Here is a 20462-nt window from a genome sequence, read left to right as displayed (position 1 = left end):
GGCAATATGCCGTAAATAATGTGAACCTTTTAAACGGTGGAGGCGTCCACTCTCCTGATACGACATCGCGTCAGGGGCTGAAATATCAGCAAGTTAGCCTGACGAGGCTGCGCTAATGACAGGCGATGCCGGCGTTTACTCTGCCCCCGCCTGTTGCTCTTCGCGAACCCATTGTCGGCAGCCAGGAATGGCCTTGCCACACGAGAATGTGTCCGCCGACTGAAATAAAAAGGAGTCCGCCTGTGGCTAATCGCTATGGAAAAGGGCTTATAGGATGCGTGGCAGTTGTCGCCCTCCTGGCCCTGTTGGTCCATTGGATCGGCATCAGCACTATCGAACACTATCAAGATGATTTGTTGTTCTACCTGCAAGCCCATCTGTACCTCGTACTCGCTTCAATGCTCGCCGCCCTCCTCGTAGGGATACCCGCTGGCATTTTCCTCAGCCGACCTTCAATGGCCGGACGTGCGGAACGCTTCATGCAAGTCTTCAACATTGGTAACACCGTGCCACCGCTGGCCGTTTTGGCCATTGCGCTGGGCTTTTTAGGGATCGGTAGCGGCCCTGCCATCTTCGCCCTGTTTCTCGCCTCGTTGCTGCCCATTGTGCGCAACACCTACGAAGGCCTGAAAAACGTACAGGGTTCACTCAAAGAAGCCGCCGTCGGCATCGGCATGACCCCGCGCCAAGTGCTATGGCGGGTCGAATTGCCCAATGCCGTGCCCATCATCATGGGTGGCATCCGGGTGGCGCTGGCGATCAACGTCGGCACCGCGCCCTTGGCGTTCCTGATCGGTGCCAACAGCCTGGGCAGCCTGATTTTCCCGGGCATTGCCTTGAACAACCAACCGCAACTGATCCTCGGCGCCGCCTGCACTGCGCTGCTGGCACTGCTGCTCGACGGCCTGGTGATCCTCATCAGCCGCCTTTGGTTGGAACGCGGCCTACGACCTGCTTAAGGTCTGGCTGAGCAAAGGAAAAACCATGAAAAAAATAAGCTTGTTTTTAGGCTGCATCATGCTGTTCGCAGGAATGGTCCAAGCCGCAGAAAAACCGTTGATTCGCATCGGGGCGCGAGTGTTTACCGAGCAAACCCTGCTCGCTGAAATCACCTCGCAATACCTCAACAGCAAAGGCTACAACGCCCAAGTGACGGGCGGTCTGGGCAGCAGCCTGGCGCGCTCGGCGCATGAATCCGGGCAGCTGGACATGGTGTGGGAATACACCGGTGTGTCGCTGGTGGCCTACAACCACATCACCGACAAACTCGACAGCCAGCAATCCTACGACCGCGTTAAAGAACTCGACGCCAAAAAAGGTCTGATCTGGCTGCACCCCTCCAAGTTCAGCAACACCTACGCCTTGGCCCTGCCGCAAAAAGTGGCCGAAGCCTTCCCGCAGATCAACACCGTCAGCGACCTGAACAAGGCCCTGCGTGAGCCGCAAAACAAAGAGGCACTGGTGGCGCTGGACACCGAGTTCGCCAACCGCTCTGACGGTTTGCTGGGCATGGTCAAGCTGTACGGCATGGACCTGACCCGCCGCAACATCCGTCAGATGGACGCGGGCCTGGTCTACACCGCGCTGAAAAACGGCCAGGTGTTTGCCGGTCTGGTCTACACCACCGACGGCCGGTTGAGCGCCTTCAACCTCAAGTTGCTGGACGACGACCTGCATTACTTCCCCGACTACACCGCAGCGCCGGTGGTGAGCAAAGCCTACCTCGACGCGCACCCGGACCTGGAAGGGCTGCTCAAGCCGCTGGCGGATCTGTTTGACGACGAAACCATGCGCCAGCTCAACGCCAAGGTCGACGTCGATCACGAAAGCCCGTCCAAAGTCGCCGCAGAGTTTCTGCGCCAACATCCACTGAACTGAGGAGAAGACATGGAATTTCTAAACGCCTTTTCCCACATGGATTGGTCGCTCGTACTGCATCTGACCTGGCAGCACATCACCTTGGTCGGCATCGCCGTGACCTTGGCCATTGTTGTCGGTGTGCCACTGGGGGTGCTGATGACGCGCTTCCCGACACTGGCCGGCCCCCTGCAAGCCAGCGCCACCGTGCTGCTGACCATCCCCTCCATTGCCCTGTTTGGCCTGCTGCTGCCGTTCTACTCCAAGTTTGGCCAGGGCCTTGGGCCGATGCCGGCCATCACCGCTGTGTTCCTGTATTCGCTGTTGCCCATCATGCGCAACACCTTCCTCGCCCTGACGGGTGTGGAACCGGGTATTCGTGAAGCCGCCCGTGGCATCGGCATGACCTTCGGCCAGCGCCTGCGCATGGTTGAACTGCCGATCGCGGTGCCCGTGATTCTGGCCGGTGTACGCACCGCCGTGGTCATGAACATTGGTGTCATGACCATCGCTGCCACCATCGGTGCCGGTGGCCTGGGTGTACTTATTCTTGCTGCAATCAGCCGTAGCGACATGTCGATGCTCATTGTCGGCGCGGTATTGGTCAGTGTGCTGGCCATCATCGCCGACCTGCTTTTGCAATGGCTGCAACGCTCGCTGACTCCAAAAGGACTGCTCAAATGATCGAACTTCAAAACCTCAGCAAAACCTTCCAAAGCAACGGCAAAGACGTCAAAGCCGTGGACTCGGTAAACCTGACCGTCAACGAAGGCGAAATCTGCGTGTTCCTCGGGCCTTCGGGTTGCGGCAAGAGCACCACACTGAAAATGATCAACCGCCTGATCAAGCCCACCTCGGGCAAGATTTTGATCAACGGCGAAGACACCACCGACCTCGACCCGGTGACCTTGCGCCGCAACATCGGCTACGTGATCCAGCAGATCGGTCTGTTTCCCAACATGACCATCGAAGAGAACATCACCGTGGTCCCGCGCCTGCTGGGCTGGGACAAGCAAAAGTGCCACGAACGGGCACGTGAGCTGATGAGCATGATCAAGCTCGAACCCAAGCAATACCTGCATCGCTACCCGCGTGAGTTGTCGGGCGGCCAACAGCAGCGTATCGGCGTGATCCGAGCCTTGGCGGCGGATGCACCGCTGCTGCTGATGGACGAACCGTTCGGTGCGGTTGACCCGATCAACCGCGAGATGATCCAGAACGAGTTCTTCGAGATGCAACGGGCGCTGAACAAGACCGTGATCATGGTCAGCCACGACATCGACGAAGCGATCAAGCTGGGCGACAAAATTGCCATCTTCCGGGGCGGCAAACTGTTGCAGATGGACCACCCGGACACTTTGCTGGCCCACCCGGCCGACGAATTTGTCAGCAACTTCGTGGGTCAAGACAGCACGCTTAAACGCCTGCTGCTGGTCAAGGCCGAAGACGCGGCCGACAACGCGCCATCGGTCAGCCCCGAGACGCCCGTGGGCGAAGCACTGGAGCTGATGGACGAACTCGACCGTCGGTACGTCGTGGTCACCTGTGCCGACAACAAAGCACTGGGTTATGTACGTCGCCGCGACCTGCATCGCCAGACAGGCACCTGCGGCCAATACCTGCGCCAGTTCACCGCGACGGCGGCCTCCGAAGAACACCTGCGCATCCTGCTGTCGCGCATGTACGAATTCAACCGCTCGTGGTTGCCGGTGATGGACACCGACTGTGTGTTCCAGGGTGAAGTGACCCAGGAATCCATTGCGGCGTACCTGAGTTCGGGCCGTTCACGCGGGGCTAAAACCAGCATCGTGTCACCCGCCGAAACCGCACTGGCTTAAGCGCCATAGCCTGATCACTGTAGGGGCGAGCACGCTCGCGCCTACAGCTGATATCCCGCCTCAAATGCCTGTTGATGGAACATCCCTACGTCATCAATGTCGGTTAGTTAAATAGCTGTCATTGAACCCGCGACGAACGCGTACATAAACGCGACATTTGTTGTTGCTCAATGCGCAATCACCCCCTACAGTTCGCGCCGAACATCCATGCTGGAAACGATCCATCCGGCTCAAGTACTGACGACGAGACAGCAAGGTTCATTTACCTTTTTTGCTTTCGGCGGACATGCCTTGGGAAGTAGGCGAACCAAAGTGGGGATACGGAGGATGTTCAGTTGCACCCCTTGATTGATGACGTTTGCCACTAGGAGTCCCACAGCATGTCGATTCAGGTCGAAGACTATTACGCGCGCGAAACCTTCCAAAAAATGAAGGCGTTCGCTGACACCCAGGAAACCCCGTTCGTGGTGATCGACACCGCGATGATCAGCAAAGCCTATGACGATCTGCGGGCCGGCTTTGAGTTCGCCAAGGTGTACTACGCCGTCAAGGCCAACCCGGCCGTCGAAATCATTGATTTGCTGCGCGACAAGGGGTCGAACTTCGACATCGCGTCGATCTACGAGCTGGATAAAGTCATGGCCCAAGGCGTCGGCCCCGAGCGCATCAGCTACGGCAACACGATCAAAAAATCCAAAGACATTCGTTACTTCTACGACAAAGGCGTGCGCCTGTTCTCCACCGACTCCGAAGCCGACTTGCGCAACATTGCCAAAGCCGCCCCCGGTTCAAAGGTGTATGTGCGCATCCTGACCGAAGGCTCGACCACGGCTGACTGGCCTTTGTCACGCAAGTTTGGCTGCCAGACCGACATGGCCATGGACTTGCTGATTCTGGCCCGTGACCTGGGCCTAGTGCCCTACGGCATTTCGTTCCACGTGGGGTCGCAACAGCGCGACATCAGCGTGTGGGACGCTGCCATTGCCAAGGTCAAAGTGATCTTCGAGCGCCTGAAAGAAGAAGACGGCATCGTGCTCAAGCTGATCAACATGGGCGGTGGCTTCCCGGCCAACTACATCACCCGCACCAACAGCCTGGAAACCTACGCCGAAGAAATCATTCGCTTCCTCAAAGAAGACTTCGGCGACGACCTGCCAGAAATCATTCTGGAGCCGGGTCGTTCGCTGATCGCCAACGCGGGCATTCTGGTCAGCGAAGTGGTGCTGGTGGCACGCAAATCGCGCACCGCCGTCGAGCGTTGGGTGTACACCGATGTCGGTAAATTTTCGGGCCTGATCGAAACCATGGACGAAGCCATCAAGTTTCCGATCTGGACTGAGAAGAAAGGCGAAATGGAAGAAGTCGTGATCGCCGGGCCAACGTGCGACAGCGCCGACATCATGTACGAGAACTACAAATACGGCCTGCCGTTGAACCTGGCCATTGGTGACCGGCTGTACTGGTTGTCGACCGGTGCTTACACCACCAGTTACAGCGCTGTTGAATTCAATGGCTTCCCGCCGCTGAAGTCGTACTACCTGTAAGCCTCAACGCTTAAAAAACCCATGACACGTCATGGGTTTTTTTATACCTGCGCCCTGTGCTCAATGGCACAGGGGCGTTCAAGCTCAAAACGCTCAAAACGCCTAAGGCTGCGCCAAGGCACGGATTCTGGGATCGGGGGCGCTGGCCAGGGTCTGATGCGCCACGGCAAGAAACTTGCTATTACCGCCCGCCAACGCTCGCTCGAACCACACCAGCGCTTCGTCTATCTGGCCAGCCTCGGCCAGCACCGACGCATGACTGAACTGCCCGCGAAAATCCCCACCTTGGGCCGAGCATTTGTACCAGTGCCGCGCCGCATCCAGATCCTGGGCACAAAACTGTCCGTCCTCCAGATACCGCCCCACCAGGTTCATCGACTTGGCATGCCCCCGCTCTGCCGCCTGCCGGTAGAGCGCCAGCGCGGCGGGCTGGTTCTCGATCACCCCGCGCCCGGTGGCCAACAAATTGGCGTAGTTGTACATCGCCCAGTCCAGCCCGGCTTCGGCCGCCTGGCGGTATTCAAGGCTGGCCAACGCCCAATCAACCGGCCCGCCCCAACCCAGTTCCCAGCAACGACCCAGCATGTTGCGCGCCATCAGGTGACCGCCATTGGCGGCAATTTGAAACCAGCGTTTGGCCAGCACCGCGTCGCGCTCAATCCCTTGCCCGTCGAGCAAGATCTGGCCCAACAAGGCTTGGCCATCGACGATGCCTTGTTTGGCGGCGATCAGAATCGCCTGCGCCGCGCGAGCCGGGTTCTCAGTGAGCATGGCGCGCAACTGCTCGCCGTCGAGCACTTCTTCGCGGCGCAATTGGAAAGGCATGACTTACACCTCAACCCAGCGGCGCAGCAGGTTGTGGTAAGTGCCGGTGAGCTGGATCAGTGAGGGGTGGTCGGGCACGTCACGGGTCAGTTGCTGAATCGCGCCGTCCATTTCATACAGCAGGGTGCGCTGACTGTCTTCGCGCACCAGGCTCTGGGTCCAGAAAAACGACGCAAAGCGCGTCCCGCGCGTGACCGCGTTGACCTTGTGCAGGCTCGTGCCGGGGTACAGCACCATATCGCCCGCCGGGAGTTTCACCTGACGCACGCCGTAAGTGTCCTGAATCACCAGTTCGCCGCCGTCGTAATCTTCGGGGTCACTGAAGAACAGCGTCGCCGACAGGTCGGTGCGCACCCGTTCCGGGTTGCCCTTGGGCTGGCGCACGGCATTGTCGATATGAAAGTCGAAACTGCCGCCCGCCGTGTAGCAATTGAGCAACGGCGGAAACACTTTGTGCGGCAACGCAGCGGACATGAACTGCGGGTTCTGCCACAGCCGGTCAATCATGGCGGCGCCGATTTCTTTGGCCAGCGGATGGCCTTCGGGCAATTGCAGGTTGTGTTTGACTTTGGCCGACTGAAACCCGGCGGTGATTTTGCCGTCAGCCCAATCGGCCTGCGCCAGCGCCTCGCGTATGCGCAGTACTTCTTCACGGGAGAACAAGCCGGGAATATGCAGCAGCATGGCGCAGTACCTGATAGCAAAGGGATGGCAATGGTATTGATTCTTATTGATCGTGTAAAACACTGATCGGACCTAGTGACGAACGAGTGTGGAAAAACCGTAAAGCAAAACTGTAAAGAATGTAAATTTCGCGCTAATAGTAATTGCTCTCAATTGATACAAGGAATTGTTTGCACTATATTTCGCGGCTCAAATTCTGGGGGAAGGGATCTTCACATGTCGCGCCAACCAATAAAAATACCTGTCAGCTCACCGCGCTTACTGGCTTCGGCCATCGGTGTAGCAATCACCGCAACCTCTGCTGCACACATGGCACAGGCGGCTGAAAGCACCGAAAGCAAAACACAGAGCAACAGTATTTCCCTGGGCGCGACCACGGTGACGGGTGAGCAGCAAGCACAGTCGTATCAGACCGAAAAAGGCAGCTCGCAGAAATACACCGCCCCGCTGGTGGACACCCCGCGCTCCATCACCGTGATCCCGGCGCAAGTGCTGCAAGACACGGCCGCCACATCGCTGCAAGACGCCTTGCGCACCGTTCCGGGTGTGACATTCGGCGCAGGCGAAGGCGGCAATCCGCAAGGCGACCGTCCATTCATTCGCGGGTTTGATGCCCAGGGCGATATGTACCTGGACGGCGTACGTGATGCCGGTGGTCAGACCCGCGAGATCTTTGACGTTGAGTCGATCGAAGTCAGCAAAGGCCCGAACTCCTCAATGGGAGGCCGTGGATCGGCTGGCGGCAGCGTAAACATGGTGAGCAAGACCCCAAAAATGGGCGATTTCCTCAATGGCGGCTTCACTTACGGTTCCGACCAGACCCGCCGTTACACCCTTGATGTAAACCGCCAGTTCCTGGACACCGCAGCGTTCCGCTTGAACCTGATGAGCCACGAGCAAAACGTAGCCGGTCGCGATTCGATCAACTACGACCGTTGGGGCGTAGCACCGTCGCTGACCTTCGGCCTGGGTACTGAAAACCGCCTGAACCTCAGCTACTACCATCTGGAAAGCAACGACTTGCCGGACTCGGGGATTCCATACGGCTACAGCAACAGCTCGAAAACAGCGGCTCACGGGCACGACAAACCTGACGATGGCGGCAACAGCAACAACTTCTACGGCCTCAAAGACCGTGACTTCCGCAAGACCCGTGTCGATATCAGCACCGTTTCGTTCGAGCATGACTTTAGCGATGCGATGACCCTGAAGAACACCTTTCGCCACGGCAACACCGGTCAGGACTACATTTTGACCCAGCCGGATGACAGCCAGCACAACGTCAACCAATACGGCACGGTATGGCGCCGAGCGAACTCCCGCGTATCGACGACTGAAACCACCACCAACCAGACAGACCTGTTTGGTAACTTCCAGGTGATGGGCTTCAAGAACACTTACTCCACAGGTGTTGAGTTCACGCGTGAAGAAACCCGCGCCAGCAGCTACAGCATTTACGGTCCAAATGGCCAGCTTCAAGGCAACCCGAAACCGAACGGCTGCACACCGGGCATGGTGGGCACCAGCGGTGGGGTATGTACTTCGCTTGATAACCCAAATCCGAACGATGTGTGGGGGGGGTCCGATTCGCGCAACTACTACGGCACTAACACCGTTGGCGTGACCAAAGCGGCCTACGTCTTCGACACCATTGAGCTTGATCCAAAATGGCTGCTGAACGCAGGTCTGCGTTACGACGCCTTCAGCACTACCGCCAACACCAACTCAGCCACAGGGCGCAGCAAAGCCGAGAACGACAGCCACTTCTTCAACTGGCAAACCGGACTGGTCTGGAAGCCACTGGATAACGGCAGCGTTTACCTGTCCTACGCCACCTCGGCGACACCACCCGGCGGCATTGTGGGTGAAGGTGCAGAAGGTAACGCACTGGTTGCACCGGGCAGCACCATCACCAGTGACCTGAAACCCGAAGAGACGGTTAACTACGAACTGGGCACCAAGTGGGATGTGTTCCAGGATCGTCTGTCGCTGACCGCTGCGGTGTTCCGTACCGAGAAGAAAAACACCCGCGTGCTGACTGACTCGTTCACCTACGAAAACGCTGGCGAGTCGCGCGTAGACGGTCTGGAACTGTCGGCCAGCGGTAAGATCACTGACAAATGGCAAGTGTTTGCAGGCTACAGCTACCTGAAAAGCGAGCTGGTTGATCCGGGCAAGAAAGCCAACCGTAATGGCAGCATCAATACCGGCGCGCTGTCGGACAAAGGCAACGAAATGCCTAACACGCCGAAAAACAGCTTCAGCCTGTGGACCACGTATGACGTGACACCCAAGCTGACCGTCGGTGGCGGCGCGTTCTATGTAGACGAGGTCTACGGCGACACCGCAAACACGGTGTACGTCCCCTCTTACACCCGCTACGACGCAATGGCCAGTTACAAGCTGACCAAAAACGTCGATCTGCAACTGAACGTGCAAAACCTGACCGACAAGACGTACTACGACAAAGCCTACGCTGCGCACTTCGCCAGCCAGGCCGCAGGCCGTACCGCCTTGTTGACCACCAGCTTCCACTTCTAAGTACACGTTAGCCACACAAAGCCCCGCCCATCCAATGGCCGGGGCTTTTGTGTGAAAGCCTCAGGGCTTGACGTTGATGACGTCAGGCCTGTGGCGTAAAACATGCATTCAATTGAACAAGCAAGGCGGCCGTTGTGTTCAAGAAAACACTGTTTCAGTTGCACTGGTTTTTCGGGATAACCGCCGGCCTAGTGCTGGCCCTGATGGGCATCACCGGTGCGACCGTGTCGTTTCAGGACGAGCTGCTGAACCTGCTCAACCCCTCGGTACTCAAGGTCCAACAGCTCGACAGCGGCGTATTGCCGCCCGCCGAACTGGTACGCAGAGTCGAAGCCCGCGAAGGCAAGCACGTGTCGATGTTGTGGGTGGGCGTTGACAGCGACAGTGCCGCCCGCGTGTTTTTCACCCCGCCACCGGGCGAGCGGCGCGGCCAACTGCGCTATGTCGACCCCTACACCGGCGCCTATCAAGGCGATGCCACAGGCCAGGATTTCTTCGGCCTGATGCTGCAATTGCACCGTTTTCTGGCCATCGGCCAAACCGGTCGCCAGATCACAGGCGCGTGCACCTTGATGCTGATTTTCTTCTGCCTCTCGGGCTTGTACCTGCGCTGGCCGCGTCAGGCGCTGAACTGGCGCGCGTGGCTCACACTGGACTGGGCGAAAAAAGGCCGCAGTTTCAACTGGGACTTGCACGCGGTGGCGGGCACCTGGTGCCTGATCTTTTACCTGCTGGCGGCACTCACCGGCCTGTCATGGTCCTACGAGTGGTACAACAAAGGCCTGCAACGGCTGTTTTCAGACGCCCCCCACGGTGAGCAACGCAAAGGCGGTCGCGGCCAACCCGGCCCGGCGGGCCCCGCGCCCATCGCCGATTACGCTGCGATCTGGGCCAGCATCCAAAAAGCCGCAGGCCCCGAGCTGAGCCTGTACAACGTGCGCATGCCGCCAGCGGCAGGCCAGCCCGCGACGGTTTTCTACCTGCGCACAGACTCACCCCATGAGCGGGCCTTCAACCAGATCGTGCTCGACCCCGCGACCGGCGTAGTCAAAAAACATGAGCGCTACGATGACAAAAGCTACAAGGCGCAGTTGCTGACCAGCATTTACGCCCTGCACGTGGGCAGTTACTGGGGCCTGACCGGGCGCATTCTGGTCACCGCCGCCAGCCTGACCATGCCGCTGTTCTTTATTACCGGCTGGTTACTGTACCTGGACCGTCGTCGCAAAAAGCGTCACATCAAACAAGCGCGCCAAGGTTTTACAGAGCTGCGCAGCGATGCGCCTTCATGGTTGATCGGCTTCGCCAGCCAGAGCGGCTTTGCCGAGCAACTGGCCTGGCAAACCGCCGGGCAATTGCAGGCATCCGGCTTGCCTGTTCGGGTGCAGCCGCTGTCAGCGTTGACTGAAGATGACGTGCAAAACGCCAGCAACGCGCTGTTTGTGGTCAGCACTTTTGGCGACGGGGAAGCGCCGGACAGCGCCCGCGGATTTGAGCGCAAGGTTGTGGACCAACCCTTGGCCTTAAATGGCCTCACTTATGGCGTACTGGCCTTGGGGGATCGCCAATACCCCGACTTCTGCGGTTTTGCCACCCGTATAGAACAGTGGCTAAACGAGCGCGGCGCACAGTCTTTGTTCAGCCCGGTGCACGTCGACAACGGCGATACCTTGGCACTGCAACAATGGCAGCAGCAACTGAGCCAGCTCACCGGTGGCGCGCCCAGCACGCCATGGCAGGCCCCGCGTTACAGCAACTGGACGCTGGAACAGCGAGATCGGCTCAACCCCGGCAGCCTCGGTTCCAGCGCGTACCTGCTGGGGCTTAGCACACCCGACAACAGCCACACGTGGCAGGCGGGTGATTTGGTCGAAGTCCTGCCACGCCAATGCGCCTGGGCGGTAGAGCACTTTCTCGACGGCCTGGGCCTTGAGCCGCACAGCATGGTGCAACTCGACGGGCTGCGTGAAACCCTGGCACAAGCACTCGCCAGTCGCCAACTGCCCGAGAACCGTGGGCATTTGGTGGGCCTGCACGCCCAGGCATTGGTCGATGCGCTCATCCCCTTGAGCATGCGCGAATACTCCATTGCGTCGATTCCTGAAGACGGAGTGCTGCAATTGATCGTGCGCCAAGAGCGCCATGCCGATGGCAGCCTGGGCATTGGCTCGGGTTGGCTGACCGAACATGCACCCGTGGGTTCAAGCATCCATTTGCGACTGCGGCGCAACAGTGGCTTCCACTTGCCCGAGCAATCGTGCCCCCTGATTTTGCTGGGCAATGGCACCGGACTGGCAGGGTTGCGCAGTCTGTTAAAGGCACGGATTAGCGAAGGGATACAGGACAACTGGCTGTTCTTCGGCGAGCGCAACGCTGCCCATGATTTCTATTGCCGCGAAGAGTTGCAAGGCTGGCTGGCCAACGGGGATCTGGCGCGGCTGGACTTGGCCTTTTCGCGTGATCAAGCGCACAAAGTGTATGTACAAGACCGTCTGCGCGAATCGGCGGATGAAGTGCGGCGCTGGCTGGCGCAGGGCGCAGCTATTTATATCTGCGGCAGCTTGCAAGGCATGGCAGCGGGTGTGGATCAGGCGTTGATCGACATACTGGGTGCCGAGGCGCTGGAGCACCTGATTGAACAAGGGCGTTATCGTCGGGATGTGTACTGATACGTGCTGGCAACATCGGTTAATCATTGAGGCCAACGCGGGTTGGTCGCCGTTCTAGGCTGAGTCAGACATCCACCTTCACACGGACGTGAAGCATGACGCTGCCCCGCCCTACCTCTATGCAACGTCAACTGGCCAGACGCTTACGCGGCAATCAAACCGATTGCGAATTGCGCCTCTGGCAACAACTGCGGGCCAGGCAACTGCTGGACGTGAAGTTTCGCCGTCAGCATCCTTGCCCGCCTTATGTGCTCGACTTTTATTGTGTGCAACTGCAACTGGCCATTGAGCTGGATGGCAGTCAGCATCTGCTGCCTGAGGCCCTGACTTATGACCTGCGCCGCAGCTGGTATTTGCAGAGTCTGGGGATCACTGTGCTGAGGTTTGACAATCTGCAAGTGATTGACGAGATGGAGGGTGTTTTGCACGTCATATTTCTGGAGGTTCAGCGCAGGCTCCAAGACCCTCACCCTAACCCTCTCCCAAAGGGAGAGGGTACTTGATTGGGGGTGGGCTTGAGATCTCGGTGCTAGCCTTCGCTCATCCTGGCCCCTTCCACAGAGAGTCGGCGTTGGTGGGCGTCAGCACTGAATGCATACATTTCAAGCCTCAATACATCTCAAGCCCCCTCTCCCTCCGGGAGAGGGTTGGGGTGAGGGCAAGCGGTTCAAGCCTTGGCCGTCTCCAGTGCGATATCCGCCGGTTCAGGCCGTTTAATCACGGCATACACCACCGCCGTCAGCACACTGCCCGCCACAATGGCCAGTAAATACAACAACGCATGGTTAATTGCATTGGGGATCAACATCACAAACAATCCGCCGTGCGGCGCCATTAATTTGCAGCCGAAGTACATCGACAACGCACCGGTCAATGCACCGCCCACCACACTGGCCGGGATCACCCGCAACGGGTCTTTGGCTGCAAACGGGATCGCGCCTTCAGAGATAAAGCACAACCCCAGCACCATCGCCGCTTTACCCGCCTCCCGCTCGGTTTGCGCAAATTTACGCCGGGCGATCAATGTGGCAATGCCCAAACCAATCGGCGGCACCATGCCCGCGGCCATTGTCGCCGCCATCGGTGCATAACTTTGCGACGCCAACAGCCCCACTGAAAACGCATACGCCGCTTTGTTGATCGGCCCGCCCAAGTCGACGCACATCATCGCGCCCAGCAGCACGCCCAACAAAATAGCGTTGGTGGTGCCCATGCTGTCCAGAAAGTGGGTCAGCCCTTCAAGCATGCCCGCCACCGGTTTACCCACCACGTAGATCATCACCAAGCCCGTAAACAGGCTGGCGAACAGCGGGATGATCAGGATCGGTTTTAATGCCTCAAGACTTTGCGGCAAGCGCGCATAACGGTTGATCGCTTTGGCGCAATAACCGGCGATAAAACCGGCAATGATCCCGCCAATAAAACCCGCGCCCAAGGTGCTGGCCAGCAGGCCGCCAATCATCCCCGGCGCAAGGCCCGGACGGTCAGCAATCGAGTAGGCGATGTATCCCGCGAGCAACGGCACCATCAGTTTGAATGCCGCATCGCCGCCGATCTGCATTAACGCTGCCGCCAAAGTGCCGGGCTCTTTATACGCCGTGATACCAAACACAAATGACAACGCGATCAGCAGCCCACCCGCCACCACCATCGGCAACATGAACGACACGCCAGTCAGCAGGTGCTTATACACACCTGTCTTCTCCGATTTGACCGTGCCCGAAGCCCCCGTGGCAGCCGATTCTTGCTGCCCCTCTCTGAGGGCTTTTTTCAGCGTGGCTTCCGATTGCTTGAGCGCGATACCAGTGCCACAGCGATAGATCTTCTTGCCGGCAAAACGCTCGGTCGGCACTTCAATGTCCGCCGCCAGCAACACCACGTCAGCCTCGCTGATGGCCTGGGCGCTCAGCGGGTTGCGTGCGCCCACCGAACCCTGGGTTTCGACTTGCAAGTCATAGCCCAGGCGCTTGGCCGTTTGTTGCAAGGCTTCGGCGGCCATGAAGGTATGCGCCACGCCCGTGGGACACGCCGTGACCGCGACAATTTTGGGCGCGCGGGCAGGCGCCGCGTCCTCGACCACCGCGTCAGCAGCGGCGTACACCTGGGCTTCTTCCACGCCCCGGCGCAATACCCCCTCTACATCTTGCAGGGCCTGGGCCGGGGTGCTTTGAAACACGCGTTTACCGATAAAGCGCTGCATGTCCAGCGGCGTACTGCTCACCACCAGTACCCACTCGGCTTCATCGATCACCGCTGCCGATAATTGGCGCTCAGGGTGCTTGGGGTCATGCACTTCAACGCTGGTGCTCCAACCTTGACGTTGCGCAGCAGCGTCAAGCAACCGGGCACACAGCACGCTGGTCACCATGCCGTTGGGGCAGCCCGTCACAATGGCTAATTTCATGTCCTTGCCTCTTATTCTTCTGTCAGGGAGCGCACGCGCACGCCGCTTTCGAGCGTCGCCAAGTGCGCCGCATCGCTGATACCAAAACCAATCTGGGTGACCGCCATGGCCGCAATCGCCGTGGCGGTGCGCACGGTCTGTTCCGGGGTATGCCCGCTGAGCAGGCCATGCAGCATGCCCGCCAACAGCGAGTCACCGGCGCCCACGGTGCTGGCGACGCTGACCTTGGGCGGCAAGGCCTGAAGTGCCTGACCAGGGCGAAACCAGTTCACACCGTCAGCCCCCTGGGAAATCACCACATGCTCAACGCCTTGCGCTTGCAAACGCGCAGCGGCGGCCACTTGGGATTCAAGGCTGCTGATGTCACAGCCCAGGGCATCGCTGAGTTCTTCGGTGTTGGGCTTGATCAGCCACGGCCCTGCGCTCAAGCCTTGCTTCAAGGCTTCGCCGCTGGTGTCCAGAATCACTTTCAAGCCCATCGCCTTGAGCCGCAGCAGCAAGTGATGCAACCACTGCGCACTGACACCTCGCGGCAAACTGCCCGCCACCACCACCGCGTCATGACTGGCAGCGATCTGGTCGATTTTGTCGATCAGCGCTTGCTGGGCGAATTCACTGACCAGCGGGCCTGGGCCGTTCACGTCAGTGACGCGACCATCGTCTTCGGCCAGTTTGATGTTGCTGCGGATTTCACCCGGCACCCGAATAAAGGCGTCGACAAACCCACGACGGGCAAACAGGGCGTTGAAAGGCTGTTGATTATCCTCGCCGAGAAAGCCGCTGACGGTCAGCGTGTGGCCAAGATCGGCCAGCACTTGCGCAACGTTGATGCCCTTGCCCGCCGCGTGGGTCAACAGGGCCTGGCTGCGGTTGACTTCGCCGGGCTGCAACTGCGCCACACGCACGGTCAAATCCAGCGCAGGGTTCAGCGTAAGGGTCAGAATTTTGGCCATTAGAGCGCTTCCACCAATGCACGAACTTCATCCGGGCTGCCCACACTTAACGCGTCGGCGGCCAGGGTTTTAAGGCGATCCATGCTCAACTCTCGCACCCGCGCTTTGACTTCCGGGATGCTGCGGGCCGAGACGCTCAATTCATCCACCCCCAACCCCACCAGCACGGGAACGGCCAGCGGGTCTGCCGCCAACTCGCCACACACCCCCACCCATTTGCCGTGGGCATGGGCCGCACGCACGGTGATGTCGATCAGTTGCAACACCGCCGGGTGCAAGCCATCGGCCTGCGCCGACAGGGTCGGGTGACCACGGTCGATGGCCAGGGTGTATTGCGTCAGGTCGTTGGTGCCGACGCTGAAAAAATCCACCTCTTTGGCCAGCACCGGAGCCAGCAACGCGGCCGAAGGCACCTCGATCATGATCCCCAGCTGCAAGTCGGCCACGGGGATTTCCTGGCGCAGACGTTCGGTCATGTCCCGCGCTGCACGCCACTCTGCGACGCTGCCGACCATCGGGAACATGATGCGCAGCGGGCGGTTGTCTGCCGAACGCAGCAAGGCACGCAACTGGCCTTCCATCACCTGCGGGCGTTGCAGCGTGAGGCGAATACCACGCACGCCCAAAAACGGGTTTTCTTCTTTATCAATCGGCCAGTACGGCAGCGGCTTGTCACCGCCCACGTCCAGAGTGCGCACCACCAAAGGGCGGCCGTCGAGACCGTCGAGCACGCGGCGATATTCGGCCTCTTGCGTGGCTTCATCCGGCGCTTGGGAATGGGCCATGAAAATCAGTTCGGTGCGCAGCAAACCGATGCCTTCGGCGCCCTGCTCGACGGCATTGGCCACGCCCTTGCTCTCGCCGATGTTGGCAAACACCTCGACCGCATGACCGTCGCGGGTCACCGCAGGCGCGTGACGCAATGCACTGGCGGCCTGCAAGCGTTGTTCGCGGCTGTCACGCTCTTGCGTGGCGCGCTGTAACGCGTCGGCGTCCGGGGCAACGTGCAGGCGGCCACGCTGGCCATCTATCAGTAGCTGGGTGCCTGGCGCGAGCAACAGCACCGCGTCCCCCGCACCGACCAGCGCCGGGATGCCCAAGGCACGGGCGACAATGGCGCTGTGGGCCGTGGCCCCGCCGCGGGCGGTCAAAATACCCGCGACCCGGGCTGGATCAAGGCGCGCCACATCAGAGGGACCCACCTCATCCATCACCAGCACATAAGGCTGCTCGGGTTCGGCTGGCGTTTCGATGCCACACAGTTGGGCCAGCACACGGCGACCGATGTCGCGTAAATCGGCGGCACGCTCGGCCAGCAACGCATCCTGCAACGACTCCTGTTGACGCGCCGCCGCTTCGATCACCGACATCCACGCCGCTTCTGCGCTTTCGCCTTGCTTCAAACGGTTGTCGACTTCATCGCTCAGCTCCGGATCGTCGAGCATTTCCTGATGGGTAATAAAAATCTCGCGGATGGCTTTGGACGGGCTGCGTTGAATCAGACCTTCAATGTCCTGTCGCACCTGAGCCAATGCGTTGTGCAAGCGCTCGCGCTCCACCACTGATGACTCGCCGCGCAGCGGGTAGTCGAAGGTTTGTAACACCTGGATATGCGCCGGACCCACGGCGATGCCAGGCGCTGCCGCGATGGCGTGAATGACGCTGCCAGCCGCCGGGGCGCTGATGATTTGCGCAATGTCGGCAACTGTCGGGGCCGCTTCGCTGACCGCAGGCAACGGTTCAACGTCTTCGCCCAGCCCCTCTTCTATCGCCGCTAAAATCGCCGGTAACGCGTCGTCGGCCACGCTCGGTTCGGCCACAAATTCGAGCACTTGCCCACGCCGAGCGCCCAGGCTCAGCAGTTTGCTCAGGCTCTTGGCCGATACTGGCGACTCATGGCCGCCGACGATGCTGACGCGAATGTCACCGTCAAACCGCTTGGCCAACTGCGCAAGGATTTTTGCCGGGCGCGCATGCAGCCCGTGGGCGTTGGCCAAGGTGATGCGGGCACTTGGCCAGTCAGCGGGCAGTTCGCCGCCCAACACTTCAAGCACGGCACGCCGACTGGTGGCACTGCCCAGTTCGTGACCGCGCCCCTCAATCAGCAAGGCGCACAAGCGTTCGAGCAGTGCCTGATGCGCTTCACCCAGACTGGCCAGGCAGAATAGGCCACTGAGCGGTTTGCCCAGGTAGCGGATCGGTTTATCGGGCGTGACGAACGCCAACCCCGGACGCTTGACCGTTTGCTCGCTGTGCAACCACCACAGGCCGTCGCCCAGCGGCAGCGCTTCAACTTGTTGCAATACGGCGGCAAAGCCATTGCTTACGCAATCGGCCTGGCGCAATAAACGGGCACCGCGCCACACCAACTCTTCAAAGTCATCTGCCGACACACCCAGGCCAATCATTTGCGCATCAAGCGCCAGCTCTTGCGGTGCGCCTTGCAACAGTTTGAGCAAGGCTTCAGCAGAACTGGCGCGACGCAGGGCTTCGCCCAGATCGGTTTCACCCAAGGCACGGGTCAACAGTTGCAATAAACGCAGGTGTTCATCGGACTTGGCGGCAATGCCAATCGCCAGATAGACCATTTGTCCATCGCCCCAGTCCACACCTTCGGGAAACTGCAACAAACGCACACCGGTGGTGAACACCAGGTTGCGGGTGTCGGGGGTGCCATGAGGGATGGCAATGCCCTGCCCCAGAAAAGTCGAACCTTGAGCCTCACGCGCTCGCAAACCGTCCAGATAGCCCTCGGCCACCAACCCGTCGGCGACCAGCTTATCGGCGAGTAATTGCAACGCAGCAGACTTATCCACAGCCGATTGGCCCATGGATATCTGCTCTATGGTGAGCTCAAGCATGCGTTCTCCTTATCCGGCGCTCCGTGGCGCCCGGTATTGTTTTGAATTTAATCAGCTTAGGCCGCCCGCCCCTCACTAGGTCACCCGATGTGTGGCAAGCACATCCATACAGGGGCTTACGGCTACAAAACACGCTTGCTGAAACGTTTAATCATGAATGTGCGGCACGTTACTGCATAATCGCTCGCGCTTGAAGCCCAACCTGTCGCATTGATCAGCGTCATGTGGACGACGCTGCAAAAAAATACAGTAGCAATAAGGCAGACGATGGTCGGCTGCCTTTATCGGGTAGGATTGGCCAGAATGTCGACATGTACTATAAAAAATAAGGAATTATCGGCGTGAAGCTCAGCGATATCGCTCAACTGGCAGGTGTTTCCGTGACCACCGCCAGCTATGTCATCAATGGCAAAGCTGAACAGCAACGCATCAGCAGCACGACGGTGGAGCGCGTACGCGCGGTGGTCGAGGCGCATGGTTTCACCCCTAACCCGCAGGCCGCAGGTTTGCGCAGCCGGCATACCCGCACACTGGGTTTTATCCTGCCCGACCTTGAAAACCCCAGTTACGCGCGCATTGCCAAGCAACTCGAACAAGGTGCCCGCGCCCGTGGGTATCAATTGCTGATCGCCAGCTCCGACGACGCTCCCGACAGCGAACGCCAACTGCTCAAGCTGTTCCGCGCCCGACGATGCGACGCCTTGTTTGTGGCCAGTTGCCTGCCAGAAGAAGACGACAGTTACCGTCAACTGCAAGACCTGGGCATGCCCATTATCGCGATTGACCGCACGATGCAGCCCGAACGGTTTTGCTCGGTGATCAGTGATGACTGTGAAGCCAGCCTGCAGCTGACCCGTAGTGTGTTAAAGCCCATGCCACGGCAAATCGCCCTGATCGGCGCGCGCCCGGAACTGAGCGTGAGTCAGGCACGGGCGGCGGGTTTCAAGCAGGCGCTGGAAGGTTTTGAAGGCGACGTACTGATTGAGCATGGCACCGCGTTCAGCCGCGAATGCGGGCGACGCATGATTGATGATTTGCTGGCACGCCTGGGGCATTTTCCTGAAGCGCTGGTCACAACCTCTTACGTGCTGCTGCAAGGGATGTTTGATGCCTTGCTCGATCACCCGGAGCACAAAGCACCTACGCGTCTCGCCACCTTCGGCGACACGCAGTTGCTGGACTTCTTGCCCTTACCGGTGAATGCCATGGGCCAACAGCATCAGTTGATCGCCGAAACGGCACTCAATCTCGCTCTGGCCGCCATTGAAGAACAACGTTACGCACCCGGCATCCACGCCATTGCACGTAACTTCAAACAGCGTATTGATCAGGTTTAAGCATGCAACTGATCGACACCCACACCCACCTCGACTTCCCCGACTTTGACGCCGACCGTACGCGGCTGCTGGCGCGCAGTCGGGCATTGGGGGTGGAGCGCATGGTGGTGCTGGGGGTCGATCAGCGTCACTGGCAACGGGTGTGGGACCTGATGCAAACCGACCCTCATTTGTATGCCGCGTTTGGCTTACACCCGGTGTATCTGAATGAGCATCGCCCTGAGCACCTCACTGAGCTGAGGGCATGGCTGACCCGGCTGGACGGGCATGCGCAGCTGTGTGCGGTGGGTGAAATCGGCCTCGATTACTTTCTCCCGCAACTGGACCGCGACGCTCAACAGCGGTTGTTTGAAGGTCAGTTGCAGTTGGCCGCAGACTTTAATCTGCCGGCACTGCTGCACGTGCGCCGCAGCCATGCGCAGGTAATTGCCACACTCAAGCGTTTCAAGCTCAAGCGCGGCGGGATCATTCATGCGTTTGCGGGCAGCCGCGAGGAAGCGCGCGAGTACATCAAGCTGGGTTTCAAGCTGGGCGTGGGCGGTGCCGCGACCTGGCCGCAAGCGTTACGCTTGCGCAAAGTGCTGGCTGATTTGCCGCTGGAGGCCCTCGTGCTCGAAACCGACGCGCCCGACATGGCGCCAGCCATGTACCCCCACCAGCGCAACAGCCCGCAGCATCTGCCCAACATTTGCCGGGCGCTGGCCGAGGTGTTGAACATCAGCCCCGAGCAATTGGCCGACGCCACCACGGCCAATGCGTGCGCGCTGTTTAACTGGGCACGATAAGCCGCTAAAGACCGCAATCACGACCGCTGCGCGCCCGGACGCAGCCTCGCATTACTCGTCAGCGACTACAGGGTAATGATCGCGGTTCATGTAGCAGTTGCCGAAGCCGACGTCCGATTGCGCAGCGATCGTAAACCCGGTGAATGTGGTGCCTCTGAAGCGCC

Annotated in this window: 15 protein-coding genes; 10 read left to right on the top strand and 5 right to left on the bottom strand. The window is 59.5% G+C overall.

The features are described from left to right. Positions 1–206 precede the first annotated feature (206 nt). The 5 genes from TU86_RS01320 (at position 207) to TU86_RS01300 (ending at position 5239) form a co-directional block, all read left to right on the top strand. Positions 207–959: an ABC transporter permease gene (locus TU86_RS01320; RefSeq protein ID WP_173426994.1), complete on the top strand. Its 753-nt coding sequence runs from the start codon at positions 207–209 to the stop codon at positions 957–959. 25 nt (positions 960–984) lie between these two features. After that, positions 985–1878, top strand: coding sequence for a glycine betaine ABC transporter substrate-binding protein (locus TU86_RS01315; RefSeq protein WP_048362507.1), 894 nt, complete (start codon positions 985–987; stop codon positions 1876–1878). 9 nt (positions 1879–1887) lie between these two features. Next, the gene (locus TU86_RS01310) at positions 1888–2541 is read left to right on the top strand and encodes an ABC transporter permease (RefSeq protein ID WP_048362506.1); all 654 of its coding nucleotides are present in this window, start codon (positions 1888–1890) and stop codon (positions 2539–2541) included. After that, positions 2538–3695: an osmoprotectant ABC transporter ATP-binding protein OsmV gene (locus TU86_RS01305; RefSeq protein ID WP_048362505.1), complete on the top strand. Its 1158-nt coding sequence runs from the start codon at positions 2538–2540 to the stop codon at positions 3693–3695. The genes TU86_RS01310 and TU86_RS01305 overlap by 4 nt, the downstream gene beginning before the upstream one ends. 380 nt (positions 3696–4075) lie before the next feature. Beyond that, complete coding sequence (locus TU86_RS01300) at positions 4076–5239, top strand: type III PLP-dependent enzyme (RefSeq protein WP_048362504.1); 1164 nt, start codon at positions 4076–4078, stop codon at positions 5237–5239. Between the two features lie 102 nt (positions 5240–5341). Here the strand turns inward: TU86_RS01300 and TU86_RS01295 are convergent, their stop codons facing one another. Beyond that, a complete protein-coding gene (locus TU86_RS01295; protein WP_048362503.1) occupies positions 5342–6064 on the bottom strand; it encodes a tetratricopeptide repeat protein in 723 nt (240 codons plus the stop codon). A 3-nt stretch (positions 6065–6067) separates the two neighbouring features. Further along, complete coding sequence (locus tag TU86_RS01290) at positions 6068–6748, bottom strand: Fe2+-dependent dioxygenase (RefSeq protein ID WP_048362502.1); 681 nt, start codon at positions 6746–6748, stop codon at positions 6068–6070. Positions 6749–6964: 216 nt separating this feature from the next. On the opposite strand from TU86_RS01290, the gene TU86_RS01285 reads away from it, so the two are divergent. The 3 genes from TU86_RS01285 to TU86_RS01275 all read left to right on the top strand — a co-directional run bounded on the left by TU86_RS01285 (position 6965) and on the right by TU86_RS01275 (position 12461). Next, positions 6965–9289, top strand: a complete 2325-nt coding sequence (locus tag TU86_RS01285) for a TonB-dependent receptor (RefSeq protein ID WP_048362501.1) — start codon at positions 6965–6967, stop codon at positions 9287–9289. A 134-nt stretch (positions 9290–9423) separates the two neighbouring features. Then, positions 9424–11958 carry a PepSY domain-containing protein gene (locus tag TU86_RS01280; protein ID WP_048362500.1) on the top strand — a complete coding sequence of 845 codons (2535 nt, stop codon included), beginning with the start codon at positions 9424–9426 and terminating at the stop codon, positions 11956–11958. A 95-nt stretch (positions 11959–12053) separates the two neighbouring features. Continuing rightward, positions 12054–12461, top strand: a complete 408-nt coding sequence (locus TU86_RS01275) for an endonuclease domain-containing protein (RefSeq protein WP_048362499.1) — start codon at positions 12054–12056, stop codon at positions 12459–12461. 164 nt (positions 12462–12625) lie between these two features. On the opposite strand, the gene TU86_RS01270 is transcribed toward TU86_RS01275, so the two are convergent. From TU86_RS01270 to ptsP, 3 genes are read right to left on the bottom strand one after another with little or no spacing between them, the layout of a single operon-like run. Beyond that, positions 12626–14362 (bottom strand): PTS fructose-like transporter subunit IIB, encoded by a 1737-nt coding sequence (locus TU86_RS01270; protein WP_048362498.1) that lies wholly within the window; start codon positions 14360–14362, stop codon positions 12626–12628. 11 nt (positions 14363–14373) lie between these two features. Then, positions 14374–15315 carry a 1-phosphofructokinase gene (gene pfkB / locus TU86_RS01265; protein WP_048362497.1) on the bottom strand — a complete coding sequence of 314 codons (942 nt, stop codon included), beginning with the start codon at positions 15313–15315 and terminating at the stop codon, positions 14374–14376. Further along, on the bottom strand, positions 15315–18176 hold the full coding sequence (gene ptsP, locus TU86_RS01260; protein ID WP_048362496.1) for a phosphoenolpyruvate--protein phosphotransferase: 2862 nt from the start codon (positions 18174–18176) through the stop codon (positions 15315–15317). Before ptsP ends, pfkB begins: the two co-directional genes overlap by 1 nt. A 341-nt stretch (positions 18177–18517) precedes the next feature. On the opposite strand from ptsP, the gene cra reads away from it, so the two are divergent. Then, entirely contained in the window at positions 18518–19513 is a 996-nt protein-coding gene (gene cra, locus TU86_RS01255; protein WP_048362495.1) for a catabolite repressor/activator, read from the top strand. Between the two features lie 2 nt (positions 19514–19515). Then, the gene (locus tag TU86_RS01250; protein WP_048362494.1) at positions 19516–20298 is read left to right on the top strand and encodes a TatD family hydrolase; all 783 of its coding nucleotides are present in this window, start codon (positions 19516–19518) and stop codon (positions 20296–20298) included. Positions 20299–20462 lie beyond the last annotated feature (164 nt).

The sequence above is a fragment of the Pseudomonas weihenstephanensis genome (genome assembly GCF_001043055.1).
Lineage (GTDB): Bacteria > Pseudomonadota > Gammaproteobacteria > Pseudomonadales > Pseudomonadaceae > Aquipseudomonas > Aquipseudomonas weihenstephanensis.
Note: the sequence above shows the minus strand (reverse complement) of the source record. Positions and strands in the feature narration are given on the sequence as shown.